The 23,166-nt window shown below is 67.2% G+C and carries 24 protein-coding genes; 10 read left to right on the top strand and 14 right to left on the bottom strand.

Annotated elements, in window-relative coordinates; translation table 11 throughout:
- Positions 1-295 precede the first annotated feature (295 nt).
- The 7 genes from ACN27E_RS07550 to ACN27E_RS07520 form a co-directional block, all read right to left on the bottom strand.
- Positions 296-553 carry a hypothetical protein gene (locus ACN27E_RS07550; protein WP_422747908.1) on the bottom strand — a complete coding sequence of 86 codons (258 nt, stop codon included), beginning with the start codon at positions 551-553 and terminating at the stop codon, positions 296-298.
- A gap of 6 nt (positions 554-559) precedes the next feature.
- Positions 560-760: a hypothetical protein gene (locus tag ACN27E_RS07545; RefSeq protein ID WP_422747906.1), complete on the bottom strand. Its 201-nt coding sequence runs from the start codon at positions 758-760 to the stop codon at positions 560-562.
- Between the two features lie 314 nt (positions 761-1,074).
- Positions 1,075-2,529 (bottom strand): hypothetical protein, encoded by a 1,455-nt coding sequence (locus ACN27E_RS07540; RefSeq protein WP_422747904.1) that lies wholly within the window; start codon positions 2,527-2,529, stop codon positions 1,075-1,077.
- Positions 2,530-2,713: 184 nt separating this feature from the next.
- On the bottom strand, positions 2,714-2,935 hold the full coding sequence (locus ACN27E_RS07535) for a helix-turn-helix domain-containing protein (RefSeq protein WP_422747902.1): 222 nt from the start codon (positions 2,933-2,935) through the stop codon (positions 2,714-2,716).
- A gap of 221 nt (positions 2,936-3,156) precedes the next feature.
- Positions 3,157-4,305 carry a tyrosine-type recombinase/integrase gene (locus ACN27E_RS07530; RefSeq protein ID WP_422747901.1) on the bottom strand — a complete coding sequence of 383 codons (1,149 nt, stop codon included), beginning with the start codon at positions 4,303-4,305 and terminating at the stop codon, positions 3,157-3,159.
- A complete protein-coding gene (locus tag ACN27E_RS07525) occupies positions 4,305-4,469 on the bottom strand; it encodes a hypothetical protein (RefSeq protein ID WP_422747900.1) in 165 nt (54 codons plus the stop codon). Before ACN27E_RS07525 ends, ACN27E_RS07530 begins: the two co-directional genes overlap by 1 nt.
- A 289-nt stretch (positions 4,470-4,758) precedes the next feature.
- Positions 4,759-5,349 (bottom strand): TetR/AcrR family transcriptional regulator, encoded by a 591-nt coding sequence (locus tag ACN27E_RS07520; protein ID WP_422747898.1) that lies wholly within the window; start codon positions 5,347-5,349, stop codon positions 4,759-4,761.
- 58 nt (positions 5,350-5,407) lie between these two features.
- Here ACN27E_RS07520 and ACN27E_RS07515 point away from each other — a divergent pair, with 58 nt between their 5' ends.
- Positions 5,408-6,301: an SDR family NAD(P)-dependent oxidoreductase gene (locus tag ACN27E_RS07515; RefSeq protein WP_422747896.1), complete on the top strand. Its 894-nt coding sequence runs from the start codon at positions 5,408-5,410 to the stop codon at positions 6,299-6,301.
- Positions 6,302-6,427: 126 nt separating this feature from the next.
- Here ACN27E_RS07515 and ACN27E_RS07510 read toward each other — a convergent pair whose 3' ends face one another.
- The 4 genes from ACN27E_RS07510 to ACN27E_RS07495 form a co-directional block, all read right to left on the bottom strand.
- The gene (locus ACN27E_RS07510) at positions 6,428-6,691 is read right to left on the bottom strand and encodes an SHOCT domain-containing protein (protein WP_422747894.1); all 264 of its coding nucleotides are present in this window, start codon (positions 6,689-6,691) and stop codon (positions 6,428-6,430) included.
- 61 nt (positions 6,692-6,752) lie between these two features.
- Entirely contained in the window at positions 6,753-7,457 is a 705-nt protein-coding gene (locus ACN27E_RS07505) for a hypothetical protein (RefSeq protein ID WP_422747892.1), read from the bottom strand.
- 75 nt (positions 7,458-7,532) lie between these two features.
- Positions 7,533-8,486, bottom strand: a complete 954-nt coding sequence (locus ACN27E_RS07500; RefSeq protein WP_422747890.1) for a 1-phosphofructokinase family hexose kinase — start codon at positions 8,484-8,486, stop codon at positions 7,533-7,535.
- A 36-nt stretch (positions 8,487-8,522) separates the two neighbouring features.
- Entirely contained in the window at positions 8,523-8,957 is a 435-nt protein-coding gene (locus tag ACN27E_RS07495) for a pyridoxamine 5'-phosphate oxidase family protein (protein ID WP_422749698.1), read from the bottom strand.
- A gap of 221 nt (positions 8,958-9,178) precedes the next feature.
- Here ACN27E_RS07495 and ppsA point away from each other — a divergent pair, with 221 nt between their 5' ends.
- The 3 genes from ppsA (at position 9,179) to ACN27E_RS07480 (ending at position 13,570) form a co-directional block, all read left to right on the top strand.
- Positions 9,179-11,467 carry a phosphoenolpyruvate synthase gene (ppsA, locus tag ACN27E_RS07490; protein WP_422747888.1) on the top strand — a complete coding sequence of 763 codons (2,289 nt, stop codon included), beginning with the start codon at positions 9,179-9,181 and terminating at the stop codon, positions 11,465-11,467.
- Between the two features lie 152 nt (positions 11,468-11,619).
- The gene (locus tag ACN27E_RS07485; protein WP_422747886.1) at positions 11,620-12,423 is read left to right on the top strand and encodes a sigma 54 modulation/S30EA ribosomal C-terminal domain-containing protein; all 804 of its coding nucleotides are present in this window, start codon (positions 11,620-11,622) and stop codon (positions 12,421-12,423) included.
- 142 nt (positions 12,424-12,565) lie between these two features.
- Positions 12,566-13,570: a zinc-binding alcohol dehydrogenase family protein gene (locus ACN27E_RS07480; protein ID WP_422749696.1), complete on the top strand. Its 1,005-nt coding sequence runs from the start codon at positions 12,566-12,568 to the stop codon at positions 13,568-13,570.
- Here the strand turns inward: ACN27E_RS07480 and ACN27E_RS07475 are convergent.
- A complete protein-coding gene (locus ACN27E_RS07475) occupies positions 13,567-13,971 on the bottom strand; it encodes a DUF302 domain-containing protein (RefSeq protein WP_422747884.1) in 405 nt (134 codons plus the stop codon). The genes ACN27E_RS07480 and ACN27E_RS07475 overlap by 4 nt on opposite strands.
- Before the next feature lie 344 nt (positions 13,972-14,315).
- Between ACN27E_RS07475 and ACN27E_RS07470 the strand changes: the two genes are divergently transcribed.
- Together ACN27E_RS07470 and ACN27E_RS07465 are read left to right on the top strand one after the other, a co-directional pair.
- The gene (locus ACN27E_RS07470) at positions 14,316-15,200 is read left to right on the top strand and encodes a universal stress protein (RefSeq protein WP_422747882.1); all 885 of its coding nucleotides are present in this window, start codon (positions 14,316-14,318) and stop codon (positions 15,198-15,200) included.
- The gene (locus tag ACN27E_RS07465) at positions 15,197-15,802 is read left to right on the top strand and encodes a hypothetical protein (RefSeq protein ID WP_422747881.1); all 606 of its coding nucleotides are present in this window, start codon (positions 15,197-15,199) and stop codon (positions 15,800-15,802) included. The genes ACN27E_RS07470 and ACN27E_RS07465 overlap by 4 nt, the downstream gene beginning before the upstream one ends.
- Before the next feature lie 225 nt (positions 15,803-16,027).
- Here ACN27E_RS07465 and ACN27E_RS07460 read toward each other — a convergent pair whose 3' ends face one another.
- A complete protein-coding gene (locus ACN27E_RS07460) occupies positions 16,028-16,906 on the bottom strand; it encodes a universal stress protein (RefSeq protein ID WP_422747878.1) in 879 nt (292 codons plus the stop codon).
- A 186-nt stretch (positions 16,907-17,092) separates the two neighbouring features.
- On the opposite strand from ACN27E_RS07460, the gene arcD reads away from it, so the two are divergent.
- From arcD to arcC, 4 genes are read left to right on the top strand one after another with little or no spacing between them, the layout of a single operon-like run.
- Positions 17,093-18,568: an arginine-ornithine antiporter gene (gene arcD, locus ACN27E_RS07455; RefSeq protein ID WP_422747876.1), complete on the top strand. Its 1,476-nt coding sequence runs from the start codon at positions 17,093-17,095 to the stop codon at positions 18,566-18,568.
- Positions 18,565-19,824, top strand: coding sequence for an arginine deiminase (locus ACN27E_RS07450; protein WP_422747874.1), 1,260 nt, complete (start codon positions 18,565-18,567; stop codon positions 19,822-19,824). Before arcD ends, ACN27E_RS07450 begins: the two co-directional genes overlap by 4 nt.
- 23 nt (positions 19,825-19,847) lie before the next feature.
- Positions 19,848-20,852: an ornithine carbamoyltransferase gene (locus ACN27E_RS07445; protein ID WP_422747872.1), complete on the top strand. Its 1,005-nt coding sequence runs from the start codon at positions 19,848-19,850 to the stop codon at positions 20,850-20,852.
- A gap of 10 nt (positions 20,853-20,862) precedes the next feature.
- A complete protein-coding gene (gene arcC, locus ACN27E_RS07440; RefSeq protein WP_422747870.1) occupies positions 20,863-21,783 on the top strand; it encodes a carbamate kinase in 921 nt (306 codons plus the stop codon).
- On the opposite strand, the gene ACN27E_RS07435 is transcribed toward arcC, so the two are convergent.
- Positions 21,770-23,161 (bottom strand): wax ester/triacylglycerol synthase family O-acyltransferase, encoded by a 1,392-nt coding sequence (locus ACN27E_RS07435; RefSeq protein WP_422747868.1) that lies wholly within the window; start codon positions 23,159-23,161, stop codon positions 21,770-21,772. The two genes, arcC and ACN27E_RS07435, sit on opposite strands and share 14 nt — an antisense overlap.
- Between the last annotated feature and the right edge of the window lie 5 nt (positions 23,162-23,166).

Genomic DNA, 23,166 nt, shown 5'->3' with positions numbered 1-23,166 from the left:
GCAGCACCGCGGCGTCGGTTGCACGGGCCGCACACCACGTCCACGTCCCGGAGCCGGATGGCCTTGCCCGCAGCCCTGCGCGCCCACGCTTCCGGGCTGTGGTCGCACTGTAGGTCCTCGGTGGCCCCGCAGTCCGAGCACCACGGCTGCAACCGGCGCGCACGGGCACTCAGACGCGCCCAGGCGGCATCGTAGCCGCGCGCGGAAGCCGAGACCTTCGGTCGCCAATCCCGTGCGTGCTCGGCGCAGCGGGGACCGTCTGCGGGCTCGCCACAGTCGATGCACGGCCGCAGCGTCACGCGTCCAACCCCCTTTCGGCGATCTGCGCCAGCGCGCGGCGGCGCAGCTCCGCAATCGGCTTGCGCGGATCGTCCTGAGTCACCACAGCCAGAATGCGCAACAGCCGGTGCACGACTTCGAGCAGATTCGACACCACCGGCGCAGCGTCGATCCCGTCGAGTAGCGCGCTAATTGAATCCTCGTCGCGCTCGGCGTAGGCGTCGATCAACGCGAGGGCCGTCAGCAGCGCGCCATATTCTTCCGTCGTCGCCATCGTGCCCTATCCTCCCATTCCGTTGGCGTCCAACAACTCTGGTGACCAGTAACACGTCCAGAAGTGACCACAGCCGCACAGATACCTAGCCACCAGCATGAAACCCACGCCATGCCAACTGATCTCGTCAGGATCGGTGAGCGCCTCGGTACGGCCGCAGCCGTACACCTCGACACAGCGACGGCAGTAATCCTGTAGCTCGGTCATCGGGTTGTCCTTTCGGTTCTTCCGAGATGTGGCACCTGCGGCACAAGCGCGTTGGCACTCAAACGTGCAGGTCGAAGGCACGTTGGCACCTGTGGCACCGTTGGCACCCAAGGGCGAAAGTGCTTCCAGCACTGCTGAATTAACTATGTGTAGATGATCTATGTAACTGGTTTTGGTGTCACGTGAACAGGGCTGTGCGGGTTTCCGCGCGGCAGGGGTGCCAACGGTGCCACGGGTGCCACACCCACTCTGAGCTGCGGAAGCACTAGAGCCGTCGGTGCCACACCTCGGTGCCGCAGGTGCCACACCGGTTTTCATGATCGCGCCGCCGTCGCCCGGTACTGAACGACTTCCGGCTTGCCATCACGTTTGACCTTCCGGCGCTCGACAGCGCCGCTGTCCACCAGCGCGGCAAGTGCGTCGGGAAGGTTGCGCCGCAGCTTGCCGGTAACCGATCGCGTGACCGCGCTGTGCGGCACCCAATCCGTCTGTGCGCCGAGATACCGGTTAACCCGTTCGACCAGGCTGCGCAGGGCAGCGGCGTCACGGGCAGCGTCGGTGGCGGCGAGCCGCTGACCGTCACGCACAGCGTCACGTTCGGCAGCGGCACCGGATGCAGCGGCGACGGCACGAGATACGGCTGTGGACACCGCCGTCAGGCGTCCGGCGCGCTGCCAGTCTTCGGTACCGACGTCCGTCCTGCCGTGCAGCACCGCGAGAGCAGCGGCGAGCTTCAGCTGTGCGAGCAGCCGGTGTCCTGCCAGCGCGTCGGCGCTGCGGCCGAATGGGTCTAGATCCTTGGCGGCGTCGGCTTCGATGATCTGTTGCCGGATGGCCGGTGCGACAGCGAGGAATACCAACGGCTGATCAGCCATCGGGTCGATACCGAAGTCAGGCACCGAGACCGTCAGCGGTTCGACAACCCCGGCGCTGGGGTCGCGGGTGACACCGGGCCGGACGGGTGCCCAGAGGAATCGCTGCGGCACCCCGTCCCGCTGCGCCTGATCGTTGAGCAGCACCGCGCCGTTTTCCGGCTGAACACCCGCTGCGAGGCCGAACCGGTAGCTGTGCGGCGGCAGGATCACCCTGAGTTTCGGGTCGGCATTGGCGAACCCGAGTGCCTCGCCCATATACGCCTTCAGTAGCTCGGCCAACAGTGTCGAGCCCAGGCGTGACGTCAGTGCGCGGATTGAGGCGATGTCGGGGCAGACGAACATCCCGGCGCGGGTGAGCCATTGCAGTTCCACCCGCCCGGTGAGCGGGTCACGGTCGGCGTAGGCGTACGTGCGGCTGATCCCCTCACCGCTCCCGATCGGCAGCATCGGCAGCACTGGCAACGGGGGGCGACGCCCGCCGATCGACAGGTGTACGGCATCGGCTGCCACCTTGTCGGCGGTGCCCTTGCCGCCACCGCTGGCACCGACGACGGCCAGCAGCAGGTTCAGCGAGACCGCGCCGCCGATGATCGGCGGCAGGGCCACTCGCGGCGGCACAGCCAGCACAGCACGCAGGAGGACACCGAATAGCACGGCGTAGCTCCCAGCGCGGCGCGCGTCTGCGAACCGCGCCGTGTGGTCCAGAATGGCCGTCGACGTGAGCACGTCGGCGTTATCGTGCATCACCTTTCGTAGGTCAGCGTCCGCGTCCGCCGCAGCCGTGGAATGGTCGCCCGTGCTCGCCAGCTCACGCAACCGGTGTTGATCGGCCGACTTTTCGTCCTGCTCGTCGCGCTGCCGCTCGGCCTTCTCCTGGCGCACAAGCGCGGCCATCGGGGAACTCGGGTCGCCGAACGGATTGTGAGCGTGGGTATCTCGACCGGGACTGCTGTCCGTTGTAGACTCGGTAATAGTCACTCGGACTCCTATCTGGTGGCGAACAGTAATTCGGTTAAGTCGCCCCGCCGGGATTGGTCTCCCGGCGGGGCGCAGCCGTCTCCGGGGGTCGGTCGGCGAATCACCGCGAGGCGGTTACCGCCGCAGGAATCACCGGCTGCATCAGCGCATCTACGTCGGAGACCTTGACCCGAATTGCACTTCCGGGCTTGTCGGAGATCCGGTAAGCGGGCAGCTTTCCCTCATTGATCAGTTCGCGAAAGGTGAAGACGCTGAACCCTGTTCGGGCTGCTGCGTCTTGCAGGGAAATGTAGAGCGGCGTGGTCTTGGCACTGGCGCGCACGAATCTAACTCCATCGGTGTGACGAACGACGATCCCCAAGGCGTGTGGCTTGCGCGTACGTGTGAGGTGGGGGGCGTGGAGTGTGCGTGTGCAGTGGAAGGCTGGCTAGGGGCGGTGGCCTGACCGCGAGATTACCTCAGAAAGTGTGGGTTTGCGAGAGCCTATCGCAGACGTGTGTTCCGTGAAAGGCTCTGTGGCGCAGCTAATTTAATTCAATCTGCCTAGTACGGATCGGCGCTGGCGAGCGCGGACAGCCGTTCCGCCAGCGAGTCCGCGCGCCCGGCCGCGACGTGCTGGTAGCGCATAGCCGCCGCCGCGGTCGTATGTCCGAGCCGGTCCATCACCTCTTTTGTGGTCGCACCGGCCACCGCGGCCATGACACCGCCGAAGTGCCGCAGGTCGTGGAAGTGGAGTTCGTCTTTCCCGATGGCCGTGCGCGCGGCGAAGAACGGCACCCTGAACCGGCCTTCGGTGTGGAACTCACCAGTTTCGGGGTCTGGGAACAGTAGCGCCGTCTTGGCTGGTCCCACAGCCGTCGCCAGGTGTTCGACCAACGCCTTGCGTAGATGGGTCGGCACCAGCACCGTGCGGTTGGACTCCCGCGTCTTAGGCGGGCCGCAGACGTACTTCCGCTCCCGATATGTGACGGCCTTGTTGATCTGCACCGTCGATCCGTCCGGCGCAACGTCGGCCCGCGTGAGAGCAAATAGCTCACCGCGTCGCAGGCTGCACCAGCCCGTCAGTAGCACCGCCAGCCCCAGGACTCCGGGCATGGCGTCGGCCAGCTTGGCGAGTTCGTCCGGCTCCAGCAGAACAACTGGCCGCTTGGTGCGCTTCACCGCCCGTGCACCCTTGATCCGGGCGGGGGAGCGGTCCAGTAGGCCGTCATCCACGGCGGTGTTCAGCACTGCCGTCAGAACGCCATAGGCCCGTGCATTGCGCGTCTCGTAAACGGTGCCCAGTCCGGAGAACCACACGCGCACGTCCTCGGCGGTGATTTCGGTCAGGGCCTTGTCGCCCAGCACGGGAAAGATGTTCGTATCCAGGTGATAGGTGTAGTTCTCCCGCGTCCGCCGCGCCACGTTGCGGTGCTCCAGCCACCGCCGCGCGTACTCCCGCAGCGTCAACTTGGCAGCAGTGGCCTTGGTCTCTCGTTCGACCGGAGGCGCCCACGCACCAGGCCTGCGCCGGTCCAGGTCGATCAGGTCCGCTTCACCTTGCAGCCAGTGCGACGCCGAAGACTTGGTTGGGAACGTCGCCACGGCCTTATGCACGGTTCCGCGGTGTAGATACGACGCCTGCCACCGGCCGGACGGCAACTGACGCAGCCGACCGAACTGCCGCCGCGTCCGCTCTCCCTTCACCACCATTACACCACCCGGAGGTCGGCGGGGTGCACGTCGTCAAGCCTGCCGTCGTCCCACCGCACCCGCACCGCGGCCTTGAGTACGCGGCTGACGCGGCCGGTTGGCCCGTCAGCGGTCCCATGAATGCCGACGTACTGGACGCGGCGTCCCGACTTGAGCGCGGTCATGTGTCCTCGATTCCGTGCAATCTCCGTGCAATAGTGAGCTACACAGAACCATACAGAGTCTCACAGCCGAAAGTGGCGTCACCGCAGGTTAAATTAGGTTTCAGAGCCCAATCGCCAGGTGAGACGGTATCAGGATAATGTGCAATCGGCTGGTTCGATACCAGCCGGGACCACCACATAAAGCCGGCTAAACGGTGTTCTCGTCGCTCGGCCACCCGCCGGATCGGACCATCCGCCTACCGCCCGAGGGCGCCGAGCTCGAGATGGCCAGGCACCAGGCGCCGACCACCTACCCCTTCTGGACGCCGCCACTGGTCTGGTGGATGACGGCGATGATGCTGGCGGTGAGTTCTTCGGCCGTGGTGTGCCATTTCGCGGTGGTCAGCAGTCCGCTCATCTCCAGTGCCGCGGCGCCGTGTGTGCCGGTCAGCAAGATCGCCGCGTAACGCTGCGCATCGGCCGCGCCGACGACGTCGGTCACGATGGTGAGGAACTGATCGCACGTGCGCTGGACTGCCTGGGTCAGTGCGGTCGAGTCCCCGGCGGGCGGAGTGAACATCAACTGATAGAGACGCGGGCGCTGTCGGCTGAGTGTCACGACATCCGAGAGAGCCGCCTGTAGCTTCTCGGCGGGGGTGATATTCGAACCGTCATGCAGGGCAGACATATTCGCACTGAGTCGCTCCCATCCTTCGGCGGCGACCGTGGTCAGCAGGCTGTCTTTGTCGGCGAAGTGGCGGTAGGGCGCACCGCGAGTCACTCCTGCCCGTGCGCCCACCTCGCGCAGTGTCACAGCGTCGGGACCGCCGTCATCGAGCAGGTGTGCGGCCTCGTCGAGCAGTGCGCGTCGGGTAGCGGCGGCTGCTTCCACTCGACTCACTGCGTTCCCTCCTCACCATGAAGTTGACAACGTCATCTTACCCAGTAAAGTCTTGCAGATGACGCTGTCATCTGAAAATGAATTTGTCGTTGTCTCCGGGGCTTCCACCGGCATCGGTGCGGCGACAGCACGAGAGTTGGCGCGCAGGGGTTTTCACGTCCTGGCCGGTGTGCGGCGCGCTCATGATGCGGACATCATCCAAGGGCCTGGTGTCGAACCGGTGATCCTCGACGTCACCCACCCCGACCACATTCGGTCATTGGCCAGTCGCATCCGAGATGATCCACAGCGCCGCACGGTGCGCGCGTTGGTGAACAATGCCGGTGTCGGCGTCAATGTGCCGGTTGAAGCCTATCCACTCGATCAGTGGCGGCGTCTGTTCGAAGTCAATCTCTTCGGCCACATCGCCATGACTCAGGCACTGTTGCCCGCGCTTATCCGTGCGCGAGGTCGCGTGGTCAATGTCAGCTCCGTCGGCGGAAGGATGGCCATGGCCACATACGGACCGTATGCCGCCACCAAGTTCGCCTTCGAAGCCGTCAGTGATGCCCTTCGTCGGGAACTCGCGAACTCAGGTGTGGGAATTGTCGTGGTGCAACCGGGTGCGATCCGTACCGAGATGCCTGGTCGCGCGATCGCCACGGCCAACGATCTCGCATCGAAGATGACGGCGGCACAGCGCGAGCGTTACGGCTCGCTCGTACGCGCCGTCAACACCCAGACCGCCGCTCATGCGGGGCGGGGATTGCCGGCCGAGAGCGCGGCCACGGTGATCGCCAAAGCAATCACCGCGCGTCGCCCGCGCCCCCGCTACACCGTTGGTCGCGAAGCTGCGCTCCTGGGGTTGGTGCGATTGCTCCCCGACCGACTACTCGACGGCGTGCTCGCCGCGGCGTTGCGGCCCCACCTGCCCGCCGCGACACCGACCGGTGCCTTCGCTGCACACGCCTGAAACTGATCCGTCATGAATTCGAGGCCGGCGAGCTGGGCCCGACCACTCCGTCGTCACCTGCGAAGACGACGAGTTGACCCGAAACGCCCAGCCCGGTACGCCCTTGACGTAGCCCCCGTCACCGCGTCACAACCGGCTGTCACCTCGCAGCACCGCAAGCTTCCGCCGGTATTCTGCCTCGTTGATCTCGCCGCGGGCGAAGCGAAGCGCCAGCAGTTGTTGCGGGTCGATCTTCTCCGGCGCCGGCGCGGGAGAAGCGGTGTCGTTGCCGTTGACGTGGCCGTCGAGCAGGAAGATGCCGCCGAGAAGCAGCGCCCAGAACAGGGCCATGCCGATGAGCATCCCGGCGTAAGTCCATCCGCCGAATCCGTGGTCAGACCCGAACATCATGGGCGCGACTCCTTTCGGCGGGCTGTGTGTGCGTCTCTCGGCGTAGTCTGCGACCCGCCAGTCAGGTCGTCGGTACCCGGTGTTCGGGGTGCTGCGGCGAATGTGGTTGCGCGTCATCGAGGTCGGCTGTCGCGCACCGTGTCCGCTTGGCGCGGTCAGCGATTCCGCGCATCATCTTCTGCTCCATGATGAAATGTGGAATGTCGAACCAGAAGTGACCGGCCGGATATCCACTGCCGCGGACCACCAGCCGGGTGTGCCCGGCGCCGGCGAACAGGGCGAAAGACCAGCAGCCGTGCGCCCGCTCGCCACGACGGATGCGTTCGAGGTTGACCGGCGACATCAGCACCAGATGGGATCTGGTCTCGACCACGGCGACGATCTGGCGTGCGGCGGGTCCATAACGGCGGGCCAGCCAGATGGTGTCGCCGACGCGCAGGTCCTGCCATTCCGGATGCAGGGTGTCGGCGTTGTGGATGTCGGCACCGGCGGCGCGTTCGAGCACTGAGTAGCTGTAGAAGCCACCTCGGTCCTCGCCCATCTGCATCAGCCAAGGCCAGACATCGCCTGCCGACGCATCGATGGTGATCGCGCGGGTAGTGCGTGGCGCGTCGCCGGCCACGAACTCGTCACCGGGCAGCGTCATGGTGACCTCGTCGTCGTCAGCTCCCCAGGTCGTCAGCCACCCGCGGATGTGCAGTCGGTAGATCGCCGCGACGCCGACAAGCGCCAGCACGTTGGCGAGCAGTGGTCGTTGTCTTCCCATGGACCGACGGTACGAACTGCGGTCGCTACCCGAAAAGAGACGAAGGACTCTCGGCGAGTGGACGTTTGACCGCGGTCACTCGAGACGCCTGGGTTCCGGTGCGAGCTCGAAGAGTCGGTCAATGTCGTGTCGGGTACAGGTGGCGGTACCGGGGGTGAGGAGCATTGCCGCGCCCGCCGCGATGCCGAAGCGGACGGACTTGTCGAGGTCCCACCCTCGAATGAGTCCGACCAGGATGGCCGCGACCATCGCGTCGCCGGCCCCGACCCCGCTTCCAGCACGGACGACCACCGCAGGAAAGCGCTGGCTTCGGCGCGCGGTGACGAGTAGAGCGCCTTCGGATCCCCGGGACACCAGGACGACCCGCGCTCGGCCGGCATCGATGACCTCGCGCGCTGCGCGTACTTGGTCGGCATCGGTGCTCAATTCGTGTGCCGCGCACTCACGAAGCTCGCGAACACTCGCCTTCAGCAGATACACCCCCGAGGTTGTCCTCGCCAGGCCCCGCCCCGAGGTATCGAGAACGAACAGTGCACCGAGCGTTCGGCATAGATCAGCAACGCGCTGCGGGAAGTCCGCGCCCACGCCCGGCGGCAGGCTGCCGCTGAGCACGATGAACCGCGCCGCCCGCGCGGCCTCGCGCACGGCATCCAGGCAAGCGGCCTGCTCGGCGAACGGCACTGTCGGTCCCGGCATCACGAAGCGGAACTGCCGACCGGAGCGGCTCTCGCTGACCGTGAAACTCTCGCGGGTCGACTCCGACAGCGTCACGGCTCGCGAGGGCACGCGCGATCGGTTCAGCAGGTCGGTCAACAGACCGCCCGTCGGTCCACCGGTCGGAAACACCGCGCACACCTCGGCGCCCAGGACATGGGCCACCCTGGCCACGTTGATCCCCCCGCCGCCTGGATCGTAACGAGGCGTCCCGCAGCGCATCTTGTCGGTCGGCCGCACCCGGTCGACATCGGTCGTGACGTCCAAAGCCGGGTTCATCGTTAGGGTGACGATCTGGGGGTCTGGCGACCGCATGACTGGCCTCACTTCCCGCTGGAATGCGTCTCGGCCTCATGACGGAGCGGCTTCGAGGGCAGGCTCACCTCCGAAGACGAAGCGTCGACCGGTGACGCTGAGCGGCCGGATCCGGACATAGTGCTGCTTGGCCGTCGCCGTCCAGGGAAACAGCTGAGCGCGTTGCGCTTCGGTCACGTCATCGTCGTCGCGGAGGATGCGTGCGATGCCCTTGACGATGACGCTCCACCCGTCGGCGACATTGTGGTCGTCGGCCTCGAAGAGCACATGGTGGTTGATCGCAGTGCTCACCAGCTTCGTGCCTTCGGCGGTGCGGAACAGCACGCTGCGTCCCTGAACGACGAAATTGACCGGGAAGATCTCCGGCTGGCCGTCGACACTGGTGACGAGCCGCCCGAGCGACGCGCTCCCGAGTAGATTCCAGCATTCACTTTCCGGGAGAACGGTCACCGGGTCGAATTCATCGGACATGACGGTGACGCTATCGCGGACGATCGGCGGCGGCTGAGGTCCAAAGTCCCACCATGGGAGCCGAAATACCCCTACGGCACGGGTCGCACGCCACGGATCCGGTACGGCCCGCATCTGACCATCTCCGAGGACTTTGGGCCCTCGGCCGCGATGACCTCTGGCGCGGTGTCCGCGGTCCTCGGACGCTACCGGCAGCACCCGGCAGCCGCCAAAGTGAAGCCATGCCGAACGCCACCTATGTCCGCGACATCTCCGCACTGCGGATCTCCGACGCCGAGGAAGCCGGCGGCAAAGGCGCCAACATGGGCGAGCTGGTCGCCGCGTCGCTGCCGGTTCCGCCGGGATTCGTGATCCTGCGTGACGCTTACCGCGATTCGATGCAGGCCGGCGGCGTGGCCGCCGATCTGGGAGCCCTACACCGGGAAGCGCTCGCTGCGGTTTCGGACGGCACCCGTCTCGCCGAACTCTGCGAACGGATGCAGGGGCTGGTGCACAAGGCCGACATCGCCGACGGCGTTCGGCGTTCGCTCCTGGATGCGTATCGTCGTATGGGCGCGGATACCGGCGCGGATGTCGTTGTTGCGGTGCGCTCTTCAGCAACGGGCGAAGACGGCCGTGATGCTTCCTTCGCCGGGATGAACGCCACCATGACCGACATCTGCGGCGAAGACGCTCTCGTCGATGCCGTAGTGCGCTGCTGGATGTCGCTGTTCTCCCCACGGGTGCTCACCTATCGCGCCAGCCGCGGGTTCACTGCTGACCCGGCCATGGCGGTCGTGATCCAGCAGATGATCGCGTCGGACAAAGCCGGTGTGGCGTTCACCGCCGACCCGAGCACCGGTGCGTCCGACCGGCTCGTGGTCGAGGCGGCATTCGGGCTCGGTGAGGTCGTGGTCTCCGGCGCGGTGGAGCCGGACACCTACGTCCTGCTCAAGGAGTCCCTCGACGTCGTCGATGTACGGGTGGGCCATAAGGCGTTCAAGATAGTGCGGGCCGAGGACGGCCAGGACACGGCTGTGCCGCTCGGTGAGGCGCAGGCCGACACCCGAGTGCTCTCCGACGCCGAACTGCGGTCCATCGCCTCACTGGCGATCGCCATCGAACGACACAACGGCTGTCCTCAGGACACGGAGTGGGCCATCGCGGGCGGCCGGACCTACCTCGTCCAAGCGCGACCGATCACCACGCTCACGCATACGGCACCCTCGGTGCCGCATGACGATTCCGTGCTGGTCCGGGGACTGGCCGCTGCGCCGGGCAGCGCCTCGGGCCGGGTCCGGGTGCTCGAAAGCCCCGACCAGGGAGACCATCTGCAGGCGGGGGAGATCCTCGTTGCTCAGATGACAAACCCCGACTGGTTGCCGACGATCCGGCGGGCAGGCGCGCTGGTCACCAACACCGGCGGTATGACGTGCCACGCAGCCATCGTGGCCCGCGAACTTGGTGTTCCATGTGTGGTGGGAGCGCGTACCGCCACCTCCGAGCTGCACGACGGGACCATGGTGACCGTCGACGGCACCCATGGACGGGTGCTCTCCGGAGTTGTCGAGGCCGCACCGGCCGTCTCGGCGCACGACCGGGCCGGCGCCCCCACGGCTGCACCGTCGGCCGAGGTCACGGCCACCCGGGTGTACGTGAACCTCGCGATGCCGGACAACTCGGAGGCTGTCGCGGCACTGGACGTCGATGGCGTCGGCCTGCTGCGTGCCGAATTCATGTTGACCCACGCTCTCGGTGGCCGGCATCCCCGTGACCTGATCGCCCATGGTGAGCAGCAGTCGCTGGTCGACGGCATGGTCGCTTCGGTGGGACGCATCGCATCGGCATTCGCGCCGCGTCCGGTCGTCTACCGGGCGACCGATTTCCGCACCAACGAGTTTCGCGGACTCATCGGCGGGGACAGCTTTGAGCCCGTCGAACACAACCCGATGATCGGCTACCGAGGTTGCTACCGCTACATCCGGGAGCCCGATGTGTTCGCCGTGGAGTTGCAGGCGCTGGCTCGGGTGCGCGAACAGTTCCCGAACGTTCATCTGATGATCCCGTTCGTGCGAACCCGCTGGGAACTCGAGGAGTGCCTCACCCTGGTGGACGCCAGCCCGCTGGGTCGGCACCGCGGGCTGCACCGGTGGGTCATGGCGGAAGTGCCCTCCGTCGTGCACTGGCTGCCGGAATACGCCGGTATGGGTATCGACGGTGTGTCCATCGGCAGCAACGACCTCACGCAGTTGATGCTGGGGGTCGACCGGGACTCCGATGTCTGCGCCGATCTGTTCGACGAATCCGATGCGGCCGTGCTCGATGCCATCGGCCAGATCATTGCCATCGCCCGTCGCTGCGGAATCACTTCGTCGCTGTGTGGGCAAGCGCCGTCGACCGATCCGGCGTTCGCCGAACACCTCGTCCGGATGGGCATCACCTCGATATCAGTCAATCCGGATTCGGTGGTCGCGGCCCGGCGGTCGATCGCGTCCGCGGAGCGGCGGATCCTGCTCGAGGCGGCGCGGTGAGAACTCGTGACGACGGCCCAGGACTGGCCGCCACTTCCCATTTCGCCAACTATGACCGGATGTGCCGAGTTCGGCCGATGATGAGGCCACTGCCTCGTCGGCGGTGACCAATGGCCCTCGCCCGCGGCCGCGGGCCTGAGTATCAAGGTGCTATGAGCCAAAGCCGTTCTCCTCAAGCTGGTTTCGATATCCGGGTAGCGACCAAGGGTGAGCTTCCGGGTGCCGCCGACTACGCCAGAGCCAAGATCGGCCGGGTGGCGCGATTGGCCGACCGCCCGGTGCTCGATGCCCGGGTCAGGCTGACCAAGCACGCGGACCCGGCCGTCGAACAGCCCGTCGTCGCCCAGGCCAACCTGGATGTCGACGGCCGGATGGTGCGCGCCCAGGTGCAGGGCGCCACCGCCCGTGAAGCGATCGACCGACTCGAAGCCAGGCTGCGCCGCCGGCTGGACCGCGCGGCCCAGCATTGGGAGGCGCGACGCGGCGGGTTGCCCAGCGGCCGGCCGCACGAATGGCGCCACCAGTCCGCGCCGGCGGATCGGGCGGGTCGCTTCCCCCGACCGCCGGAGGAGCGGAGGGTGGTGCGGCGCAAGTCATTCACGCTCGGGGCGTGCACGGTGGACGAGGCCGCAGCCGACATGGACCAGTTCGACTACGACTTCCACCTGTTCACCGAGAAGGGCACGGGATATGCCGGGGTGCTCTACCGCGCCGGCGACACCGGGTACCGACTGGCTCTCGTCGCGCCGGTCACCCGCGAAAAGCTGGCCCGCTTCACCCTGCCGCTGACGATCAGCGAGCAACCGGCGCCCTGTATGACCACCGCACTGGCGGTGGACCGCCTGAACATCTCCGGGCAGCCGTTTCTGTTCTTCGTCGACGCGGCCGAAGGCCGGGCGTGCGTGCTCTACCACCGCTACGACGGTCACTACGGGCTGATCACACCGGCGGGATAGCGACGGAAGGGAGTCGTCCGGCCCGGGGAGGCTTTCGACCCTACGGCGACGTGCCGCGCATGGCTACGCTCTCGTACATGCCCCCGACACCAGCGTCGCTCCCGCTGCCGAGGCCGTCGGAGGACCCCCGGTGACCGCCCGGATGATGAATGCCTGGCGGGTGCGCACCCCGGGCCCCGTGGCCACGCGGCCCCTCGAATGGGTCACCACCGAGGTGCCCGAACCGGCGGCCGGTGAACTGCTGATCGCCGTGCGGGCCTGCGGGGTGTGCCGCACTGACCTGCATGTCGCCGAGGGTGACCTTCCCGTGCACCGGCGGCATGTGACGCCCGGTCATGAGGTCGTCGGTGAGGTGGCCGGAATCGGCCCCGGCGTCGGTGGCGACATCGCGATGGGAGACCGCGTGGGTGTCGCGTGGCTCAGGCATACCTGCGGCCGATGCCGCTTCTGCCGGCGAGGGCACGAGAACCTCTGTCCCGAGTCGCGGTACACCGGGTGGGACGCCGATGGCGGCTATGCCGAATTCGTCACCGCACCGGCCGATTTCGTGCATCCCCTGCCGTCCGGGTACACAGACGCCGAACTGGCGCCCCTGCTGTGCGCCGGAATCATCGGATACCGGTCGCTGCTGCGGGCGGATCTGCCCCCGGGCGGGCGCCTCGGCATCTATGGATTCGGCGGCAGCGCCCACATCACCGCCCAGGTGGCGCTCGCCCAGGGAGCCGAGGTCCACGTGATGACCCGAGGTCAGGATGCCCGAGCGTTGGCACGGGCGCTGGGCGCCGCGTCGGTGCAGGGTGCCGCCGACTCGCCGCCGGTGAAACTCGACGCCGCCATCCTCTTCGCACCGGTGGGGGAGTTGGTGTTACCGGCACTCGAGAGCCTCGACCGGGGCGGCACGCTGGCCATTGCCGGCATCCACCTCAGCGACATCCCCGCGCTCGACTACCAGCGCCATCTTTTTCAGGAGCGCCAGGTCCGGTCCGTGACGGCCAACACCCGCGCCGACGCCCGAGACTTCCTCGCCTTCGCCGAGGGTCACCACATCCAGGTGACGACGCCGGAGTATCCGCTGGATCGCGGCGACACCGCGCTGGCGGATCTCGCAGCCGGCCGAATTGCCGGGGCGGCAGTCCTTCTGGTCTAACCGACAGGGGCCAGCGAGTCGATGGCCGCTTGCAGCTTGGCCGCTACGTCATCGGCGACCGGACGTAGCTCCGCATCGCCGCTGACGTCGACGAGTACCTGCGGATCCATCGCCTCGACGAGCACGCTGCCCGGCTGGTCGCGGTCGGTCCGAACGACCACATTGCACGGCAGCAGCAGTCCGATCTGACGGTCGATCTCCACTGCTCGGTGTGCGAGCGGCGGATTGCAGGCCCCCAGGATCAGATACTCCTCCATCTCCTCACCGAGTTTGGCTTTCAGGGTGGCTCGCACATCGATTTCGGTGAGAACCCCGAAACCCTGGTGCGACAGGGCTTCACGAGTGCGCTCGACAGCATTCTCGAAGGTCGTGTTCAGCCGGGTCGACAGTGCGAATCCCATATTTCCATCCTCCCTGCATGCGCGTCACGTGGGCGGCGTGTCCGACGCCCGATCTGACTGCTACACCATTATCGCCGCGTAGCGGGCTGCCCGTGAGCATCTCGCGCGATCGGTCCGCGCTCTGCGGTGACGAGGACCACCGGCATCACCGTCCGGGACCTACGACCCTGCCCTGGGCGGCGCGGGCTTCCTACCGTGGTGGACACGCCCACAGGGGCATCCGTCGCCGAGGAGGACCGCCATGGATTGGCCGACCGCCGCCGTACTCATCGCGATCGTCATCGCTCTCATGGCGATCGCCACCACCTACATCGCGTCCCGATCGTCGAAGTGAGCACCCATAGATGTCCACTGTCCCAACACGTCTCGGCATCGTCGTCGGAGTGGACGGCTCCCAGGAGTCGCACGCCGCCGTTCGCTGGGCGGCTCGCGAGGCGCAGACGTCGGACACGCCCGTCACGTTGATGAACGTCGTCACTCCGCTGGTGGTGAGCTGGCCTTCTGCGCCTCTCCAGCAGACCATCTCGGCCTGCGAGGTGCAGAACGCCGAGGACATGCTCGGCCACGCCCGCCAGCTTCTGCTGGGCGAAGGCGGTGAGGGTCGTATACCCGGGGTGCACAGCCGGGTTGTCTTCGAGGCCGCGGTACCGGCACTGGTCGACGCGTCCAAGAACGCGCAGATGGTGATCGTCGGCACCCGGGGCAGAGGTGCACTCGGGCGAGTGCTGCTCGGTTCGGTGAGTGCCGGACTGCTCCACCACGCACACTGCCCGGTCGCGGTGGTCCACAGCCGGGAAGGACGGCTGCCCGCCGCCGACGCACCCGTGGTGGTCGGAATCGACGGATCGCCGGCCTCCGAAGCGGCCACCGCGTTGGCTTTCGACGAGGCGTGTCGACGGAAGGCCGAACTCGTGGCCCTGCACGTGTGGAGCGATGTGGGCATCTTTCCGGCACTGGGAATGGACTGGCGCGAGTTCGAGGAGAAAGGCAGTGAGATCCTGGCCGAACGGCTCGCCGGTTGGCAGGAGCGCTATCCCGACGTCCAGGTACGGCGAGTCCTGGAGTGCGACAGACCCGCGCGCTGGCTCATCGAGCACTCGCGCGACGCGCAATTGGTCGTGGTGGGCAGCCATGGCCGGGGCGGGTTCGCCGGCGCGCTGCTGGGGTCGGTGAGTTCGGCGGTGGCTCAGTCGGTCGACATTCCCGTCATCGTGGTGAGGGCCCGGTGACCGGTCCTGAGAATCGTCAACCCCTACCGCAGGCCGTCGAGAGCAGTGCCCCCGCCCCCGCCGACGGTCGGCGCGGCCGCTGGTACCGCCGGGCGACCCGCCGGGCCATCGTCGTCGCCACGGCGACCGCGGTCGCGGCGGGTCTGGGGGGACTGATCTTCCTGGTCGACAGCACCAAGCCGGCTGACGTCGCGGTTCCCTCACAGCAGGCCGCGCTCAGGCAGTGGTGGTCGACGGCGGAGCCGGCGGTCAAGGAACTTCAGGCCGCGCTCTACGAGTCGCAGTTCGCGTTGCGTCGCTTCGATGCCGCCGCCCTGGGGCCCGCCTGCCAACGCATGCATGATGCCGCGGCGGTGGAGCTGCCTGCCCGGCTCCCAGCCCCGGACCGGATGCTGACCGCCGAACTGAACGCGGCGGCCGAGGATGCGCACCACGCCGCACACATGTGCCTGGCGGTGCTAAACAATTCGCCGACCAACTATGTCGGCGAATTCGCCTCCAGCGTGGAGCAGGCCGAGAAGCAGCTGCGCGCCGCTAATGCGCGTGTCGAGCGCATCCTGACCACGCGCGCCGCCTGGGACGCGAAGAGCGGAAAGCAGTGACGGCTGCGGTGCGGCGTCGCGAGATCACAGGTTGTGCACGGTCAGTGCTTCAGGTCTTGCGGCGTCGGTGACCACGAGACACTCAGGGCCGTCCCAGCTGATGCAATCACATTTGCGGTGCCAGGGGTTTCCCTCGAGTGCGGCCGGCCGGCCGGACGGCGGTGCACCGACCGGCGTCGCGGTCGACGGCTTCACTCAATCGGTTCAGCCCGGGGTTGCCCGCGCTCATCGCGGCCGGACGACGATCACCGGGATGCGGGCGGCCTGGACGACGGCGGTACTGACCGAGCCGAGCAGGGCGCTGGCGACCCCACCGTGGCCATGACTGCCCACCACGAGCAGTTGCGCCGAGCCGGCATGGTTGACGAGTCGTTGGGCCGGCAGGTCCGGAACGACGATCCGCTGCACCGTGACGTCCGGGAACCGCTCCTGCCACACCGCAAGTCGATCGACGACGTCACGCTCGATGGCCGGCTGCACGTCCTCCCAGACGAAGCCGGGGAACTCATAGGCGCCGGGTGACCACCAGGCGTGCAGCGCGATCAACTCGACACCGCGCCGGGATGCCTCCTCGAAGGCCAGCGCTGTCGCAGCTTCGGACGCGGGCGAGTCGTCGAAGCCCAGCAGCACCGGAGCGGTGGGCACGGGTGGCAAGGCGTCTTCGTCGTGGATCACCGCGACCGGGCAGTGCGCCCGGTGGATGAGTCCGGTGCTGACCGAGCCGAGGATCGTTCGGGTCAGCGCGCCTCGACCACGACTACCGACCACCACCATCCGGGCGTGCTTCGAACGCTCGACCAGCGTGGTGATCGGAGGTGCGACCGCGAGCTCGGTCGAGACCGGTATCGCGCCTTGGCTCACGTCTTTCGCGATCTGTGCGGCGTCTTCGAGGATCTGCTGTCCTATCGATCGCTGCCACTCGAGGAACCCGGTGGGAGCCGGGACAGCCGACCAGGCGACCATCGTCGGCGCGAGCGCATACACGATCACCAGCGGGCACTTGCGTAGCGCGGCCTCCGCGGCCGCCCAGCGCAGTGCCGGCTCCGAAGACGGCGAATCATCGACGCCCACCACGATTTCGGTATCCGAAGCACTCTCGGTCATCACGTTGTCCTCTCGCTGCGGCCGCGGCGCTCAGCACGCCCGTCGTCGGCGACGATAGGTCGGTCGCCACGGCAGCCCTAGGGACCTTCGGCCCTGAAACGACGGCACCCGGTCACCGTTGGACTGCCGGGTCTGGGGACCAGCGGCCCTGTCGGTGTCGTCGGCGGTTGCCGGACAGTTGCCACTATGACGACATCGATGTCACCACCTCAGAAGACGCGTCCCGCCGCGCCCAAGGCCGGTTTGACGCTGACCGCCCTGACCGCGTTGGTCATCGGATCCATGATCGGCAGCGGAATCTTCGCCCTGCCGTCCCAGATGGCCGCGAGCGCTGCACCGGGGCCGCTGCTCATCGGGTGGGCGATCACCGGGGTCGGCATGCTCACCTTGGCTTTCGTCTTCCAGACCCTCGCCCAGCGCAAGCCCGACGTCGACGGTGGCGTCTACGGTTATGCGCGAGCGGGTTTCGGTGATTACATCGGCTTCACCTCGGCCTTCGGCTACTGGGTGTCCGCATGGGTGGGCAACGTCGCCTATCTGGTGCTGTTGTTCGCCACGCTGGGATACTTCTTCCCGGCGTTCGACGGTGGTGTCACGGTCGGCGCGATCGTGGGGGCTTCGGTGCTGCTGTGGGCTGTGCACGCCATGACGTTGCGCGGCATCCGCACCGCCGCGTTCGTCAATGTGGCGGTCACGATCGCGAAGGTCGTGCCGATTCTGACGTTCGTCGCGATCGCCGCCGTCGGCTTCAAGGCGGGCCTTTTCACCGCCGATTTCTGGGGCCGAACCACCCAGATCGACGGAACTTCGCTGGGCGACACCATGTCCCAGGTGAAGAACATGATGCTGGTGACGGTGTGGGTCTTCATCGGCATCGAAGGCGCCGCCGTGTACTCCCAACGGGCCGCGCGCCGCAAAGATGTCGGCCGAGCCACGGTCCTCGGATTCGCCGCGGTTCTGGCGCTGCTGCTCCTGGTCAACCTGCTGTCCTACGGTCTGATGGCCCAGGCTGAGCTGGCCGGCGTGCCCGATCCGTCGATGGCCGGGGTGCTGGAAGCCCAGGTCGGCAGCTGGGGTGCGGCCTTCATCTCCATCGGTTTGGTCGTCTCGCTGCTGGGTGCCCTCATCGCCTGGGTGATGTTGTGCGCGGAGATCCTGCGTCTGCCGGCGCTCGAGGGTGTGATGCCCAAGGCGCTGGCCCGGGAGAACAGCCACGGTGCCCCGGCGAACGCCCTGTGGCTCACCAACATCTGCGTACAGATTCTGCTGTTGTGGACGCTGGCCAACGAAAGCACCTATCTGAACCTGGTGCTGCTGGCCACCTCGTTGATCCTGCTGCCGTATCTCTGGTCGGCGGCCTACCAGGTGCTGCTGGCCATCCGCGGTGAAACCTACGAATCCGGTCACGGCCGAACCCGTGACCTCGTGATCGGCATCGTCGCCCTCGGCTACGCAGTCTGGCTGGTCTACGCCGGAGGCTGGGAGTATCTGTTGGTCGCCGCAGTGTTCTATCTCGTCGGCACCGGGCTGTACCTGTGGGCTCGACACGAGCGGGGACGGACGTGGTTCACCGCGGCCGAGTGGGCGATTGCCGCGGTCGTCGCCGTCACCGCGGTGGCCGCCGTCGCCCTGATGGCCACCGGCCACCTCGCGGTGCTGTGAACGCCGGCGACTCGCGCCTCGGGGTGTGGTCGGAGGCGGGCAAACTGCGCCGCGCGCTGGTCTGCGCGCCCGGCCTGGCCCATCAGCGGCTCACTCCGCAGAACTGCGCGGAACTGCTCTTCGACGACGTCATCTGGCTGCAGCAGGCACGGCGGGACCACTTCGACTTCGTGGCCAAGATGGTCGATCACGGCGTGCAGGTTCTCGAACTGCGCGACCTGCTCGCCGACGTGCTCACCACGTCCGAGGGCCGCGAGTGGCTGCTCGACCGCAAGGTCACCGACGACCTCGTCGGGTCCGGCATGCGGCACGAGATCCGTGCCTGGCTGGCCGATCTGCCGTCCGATCAGCTCGCCGAACTCATGATCGGGGGAGTGGGCTATCAGGATCTGCCAGTCGACATCGGCGGCCGCTTCCGCACGGCCTTGGCCGACCTCGATCCGGCCGGCTTTGTGATTCGACCGCTACCCAACACCCAGTTCATGCGCGACAACAGTTCCTGGATCTTCGGCGGCGTCACGCTCAATCCGATGTACTGGCCGGCACGGCGACAAGAAACCCTGCTCACCACCGCGGTCTACAAATTCCATCCGGAGTTCGCCGACGAGAAGTTCGACGTATGGCTCGGTGATCTCGACGGGTCGGCCCGCGACCACGGCGCGGCGACGCTCGAAGGGGGCGACGTCATGCCGATCGGCAACGGAGTGGTCGTCATCGGCATGGGGGAGCGGTCGTCGCATCAGGCCATCACGCAGGTGGCGCGCAATCTCTTCGCCTCCGGGGCCGCGACCCAGGTGATCGTCGCCGGATTGCCGAGGACCAGGGCGGCCATGCATCTGGACACCGTCTTCACCTTCTGTGATCACGACGTGGTGACCGCATACCCGCCGGTCGTCGACGGCATCGTGCCCTTCACCCTGCGACCGGATGATCGCGCGGATTCCGGACTGGACATCCGGCGCGAGGCCCAGGGCCTGGTGGCCACGATCGGCGCTGCGGTGGGCGCGGAGTTCCGCGTCGTCACCACCGCCGGTGACCTCTACGGAGTCCAGCGTGAGCAGTGGGACGACGCGAACAACGTCGTCGCACTCGAACCCGGGGTGGTCATCGGATACGACCGGAACACGTTGACCAACACCGCACTTCGCAAGGCCGGCGTCGAAGTGATCACGATCGACGCCAGTGAACTGGGCCGGGGGCGCGGCGGCGGCCGCTGTATGACCTGCCCCGTCGCCCGCGATCCGCTCTACACCTGAACAGACAAGGAAGTACACCAGGCATGGCATTCAACAATCGCAACCGCAGCATGTTGAGCCTCATCCACCACTCCGAGCGCGATCTGCACTATCTGCTCGACCTGTCGCGCGATCTCAAGCGGGCCAAATACTCCGGCGTGCGTCAACCGACGCTGGCCGGCCGCAACATCGCGTTGATCTTCGAGAAGACCTCGACCCGCACCCGCTGCGCCTTCGAGGTCGCGGCCTATGACGAGGGCGCACACGTGACCTACATCGACCCGGCCTCGTCACAGATCGGGCACAAGGAGTCGATGAAGGACACCGCGCGCGTGCTGGGGCGCATGTACGACGCGATCGAGTACCGCGGCGCCGGACAGCACATCGTGGAGGAACTCGCCGAGTATGCGGGCGTGCCGGTGTTCAACGGTCTGACCGACGAATTCCACCCCACCCAGATGCTGGCCGATGTCCTCACCATGACCGAGCACTGCGCCAAACCGTTGCCGGACATTGCCTTCGCCTTTCTCGGGGACGGACGCAACAACGTCGCGAACTCGTTGTTGTTGGTGGCCGCGAAACTCGGCATGCAGATGCGCGTCGGCGCGCCGCGCGAATTGTGGCCCAGCGACGAACACGTCGACATGTGCCGATCGTTCGCCGACGCATCGGGTGCCCGGCTGATCATCACCGACGATCCGATGGAGGCGGTCAGCGGTGTCGACTTCATCTACACCGACGTCTGGGTGTCGATGGGTGAGCCGGTCGAAACCTGGGCGCAGCGCATCGACACCCTGCTGCCCTATCAGGTGAACGCGGCACTCGTGGCGGCCAGCGACAACCCACGCGTCAAGTTCATGCATTGCCTTCCGGCGTTCCACAACGCGGAGACGACGATGGGCGCCCGGATCGCCGAGCAATATCCCCTGCTGGCCAACGGCATCGAGGTCACCGACGAGGTGTTCGAAAGCCCGGCCAACATCGCCTTCGAACAGGCCGAGAACCGGATGCACACCATCAAGGCGGTCCTCGTGGCCGCACTGGGATAGGGGCCTCCCGGTGCGGATAGTGGTCGCCCTGGGCGGCAACGCGCTGCTGCGACGCGGCCAACCCATGACAGCGGAGAACCAGCGGGCCAACATTCGGGTGGCCGCCGAAGCGATCGCCGCGGTGGCCGAAGGCAACGACATCATCATCGCGCACGGAAACGGTCCCCAGGTTGGTCTACTGGCGCTCCAGGCGGCGGCGTACCACGAGGTCGCCCGGGACATCGGGCCGTATCCCCTCGACGTGCTGGGCGCCCAGACCGAGGCCATGATCGGCTACGTGATCGAGCAGGAGCTCGCCAATGTGCTTCCCGCAGGCCGATCGCTGGCCACCGTGCTCACCATGGTCGAGGTCGACCTGGACGATCCCGCGTTCGACGATCCCACCAAGCCGATCGGGCCCGGCTACAACAGACCGACCGCGGAGCGACTGGCCGCCGAGGGCGGGTGGGCCATCGCACTGGACGGTGACAGCTACCGGCGGGTGGTGCCCAGCCCCGCGCCGAAGCGGATTCTCGAGCTGCACGCCATCGCGGGTCTGGTCGATGACGGAACCGTGGTGATCTGTGCGGGAGGTGGCGGGATACCGACCACGTATGACCGAGACGGCCGGCTCGTCGGGGTCGAAGCCGTCATCGACAAGGATCGCGCCGCTGCACTGCTGGCCGAACAGCTGGACGCCGATCTCCTGGTGATCGCCACCGACGTCGACGGCGTCTACCTCGGCTGGGGGAGCCCGGACCAGAAGCGCCTGACCGACGTCAACCCCACAGAGCTGGAAGCACTGCATTTCCCGGCCGGATCGATGGGCCCGAAAGTCCAGGCGGCCTGTGACTTCGCCCGCGGGGCGGGAAAGACGGCCGTCATCGGAGCGCTGGCCGATATCGCCGCGATCGTCGAGGGCACCGCCGGCACGAGGGTCAAAGCGGGGTAGGCGCCTGACGCGATCTGCGCGCGGCGGCGAGCAGCGCCGCCACGGCTTTTCGGACCCCGAAGGTCAGTTCGGCCACGTCGGGCACGGCGTCGAAGTCGGTGGTGATACCGAACGCGAGGCGGTCGTCGTAGCTCAGTATCGCCACGGCGGATCGAAGGCGCAACGCCATCGGCGGGATGGGGAGCAGCCGCACCACGTCGTGCCCGAGTATCTGCAATCGCTCCCGCGGCCCAGGCACATTGGTGGCCAGTGTGACCACCCCGCGTTGCGGCAGGCTGGTCACTGCGCGCACCAGCCAGGAGGTGAACGCGAACGGCGCCAGCTTGAGCGCGGACACGGCAACACGTCCGGCCTCCCGCTGCCCCCCGGATTTGACCTTGGTCAGTCGCCGGTGCACCGCCCGTAACTGCTCGACCCGGTCGGACTGGTCCACCGGCAGATACGGGAGCATGACCGACACCCGATTGTCGACGCTGTCCATCGCGTCGCCGGTGCGCACCGATACCGGCACCAGCGTGCGCAGGGAGTCCCGGCGGGGCTGCTGCCCGCGACGCAGGAGTGCCGCGCGGAAGCTGTCGGTGATCGCGGCCAGGGCCACATCGTTGACGGTGACCCCGAACGCGTCGCCGATCGCGGCGACGTCCGCCAGCGGCACCTCGACCGCACTGTAGCGGCGCAGTGTGCTGACGGGACCGACCAACGGTGACCCGGTTCCGGCGCGAACCAAGCCGTCGACGATCTCGAGAGCCCCTTCGGCGGTCACCGCAACGGTTTTCGTCACTGCTGATGCCGTGCCCCATGCGGTATTGATCCACCGCAGCGGGTTCCAGAGACTCGCGGTGTGTGATTCCCCGCCGGTGCGGGAAGTCGGATGAGCGCCCTGGATCCGATCGACATAGGTGTGGCCTTCGCCGCCGTCGGCCAGCCCTGCGAGCAGGTGCATGGTGGCGATGCCGTCGGCGATGCAGTGGTGCACCTTCATCAGCACGGCCCAGCGGTTCTCGGCCAGCCCCTCGATGATCCAGCATTGCCACAGCGGCCGGTCCCGGTCCAGCCGCGCTTCCATCGCCTCGGCGACGAACCGGAACACCGCCGCGTCGTCGCCGGGGTGGGGTAACGCCGCGCGGTGGATGTGATGCGCAAGATCGATCGCGGGGTCGTCGGCCCATTCCGGGGCCGTGAGGTCCAGCGGATGCCGGTGCACCACCTGGCGAAGCCGCGGGACGCGAAGGACCCGCTCACCGATCGCCGACTCCACTTCCCGGTAGTCGGGCATCGGACCCTCGAGGATGGACACCGCCCCCACGGCGAGACTGATGTGTCGGTCGGCGTCCTCGGCGTCCAAGAACCCTGCATCGAAGGTGCTGAGGCGTTCCACTACGG

The sequence above is a fragment of the Mycobacterium sp. WMMD1722 genome, assembly GCF_049315205.1.
Classification (GTDB): domain Bacteria; phylum Actinomycetota; class Actinomycetes; order Mycobacteriales; family Mycobacteriaceae; genus Mycobacterium.
This window is presented reverse-complemented; position numbering and strand designations above follow the sequence as displayed.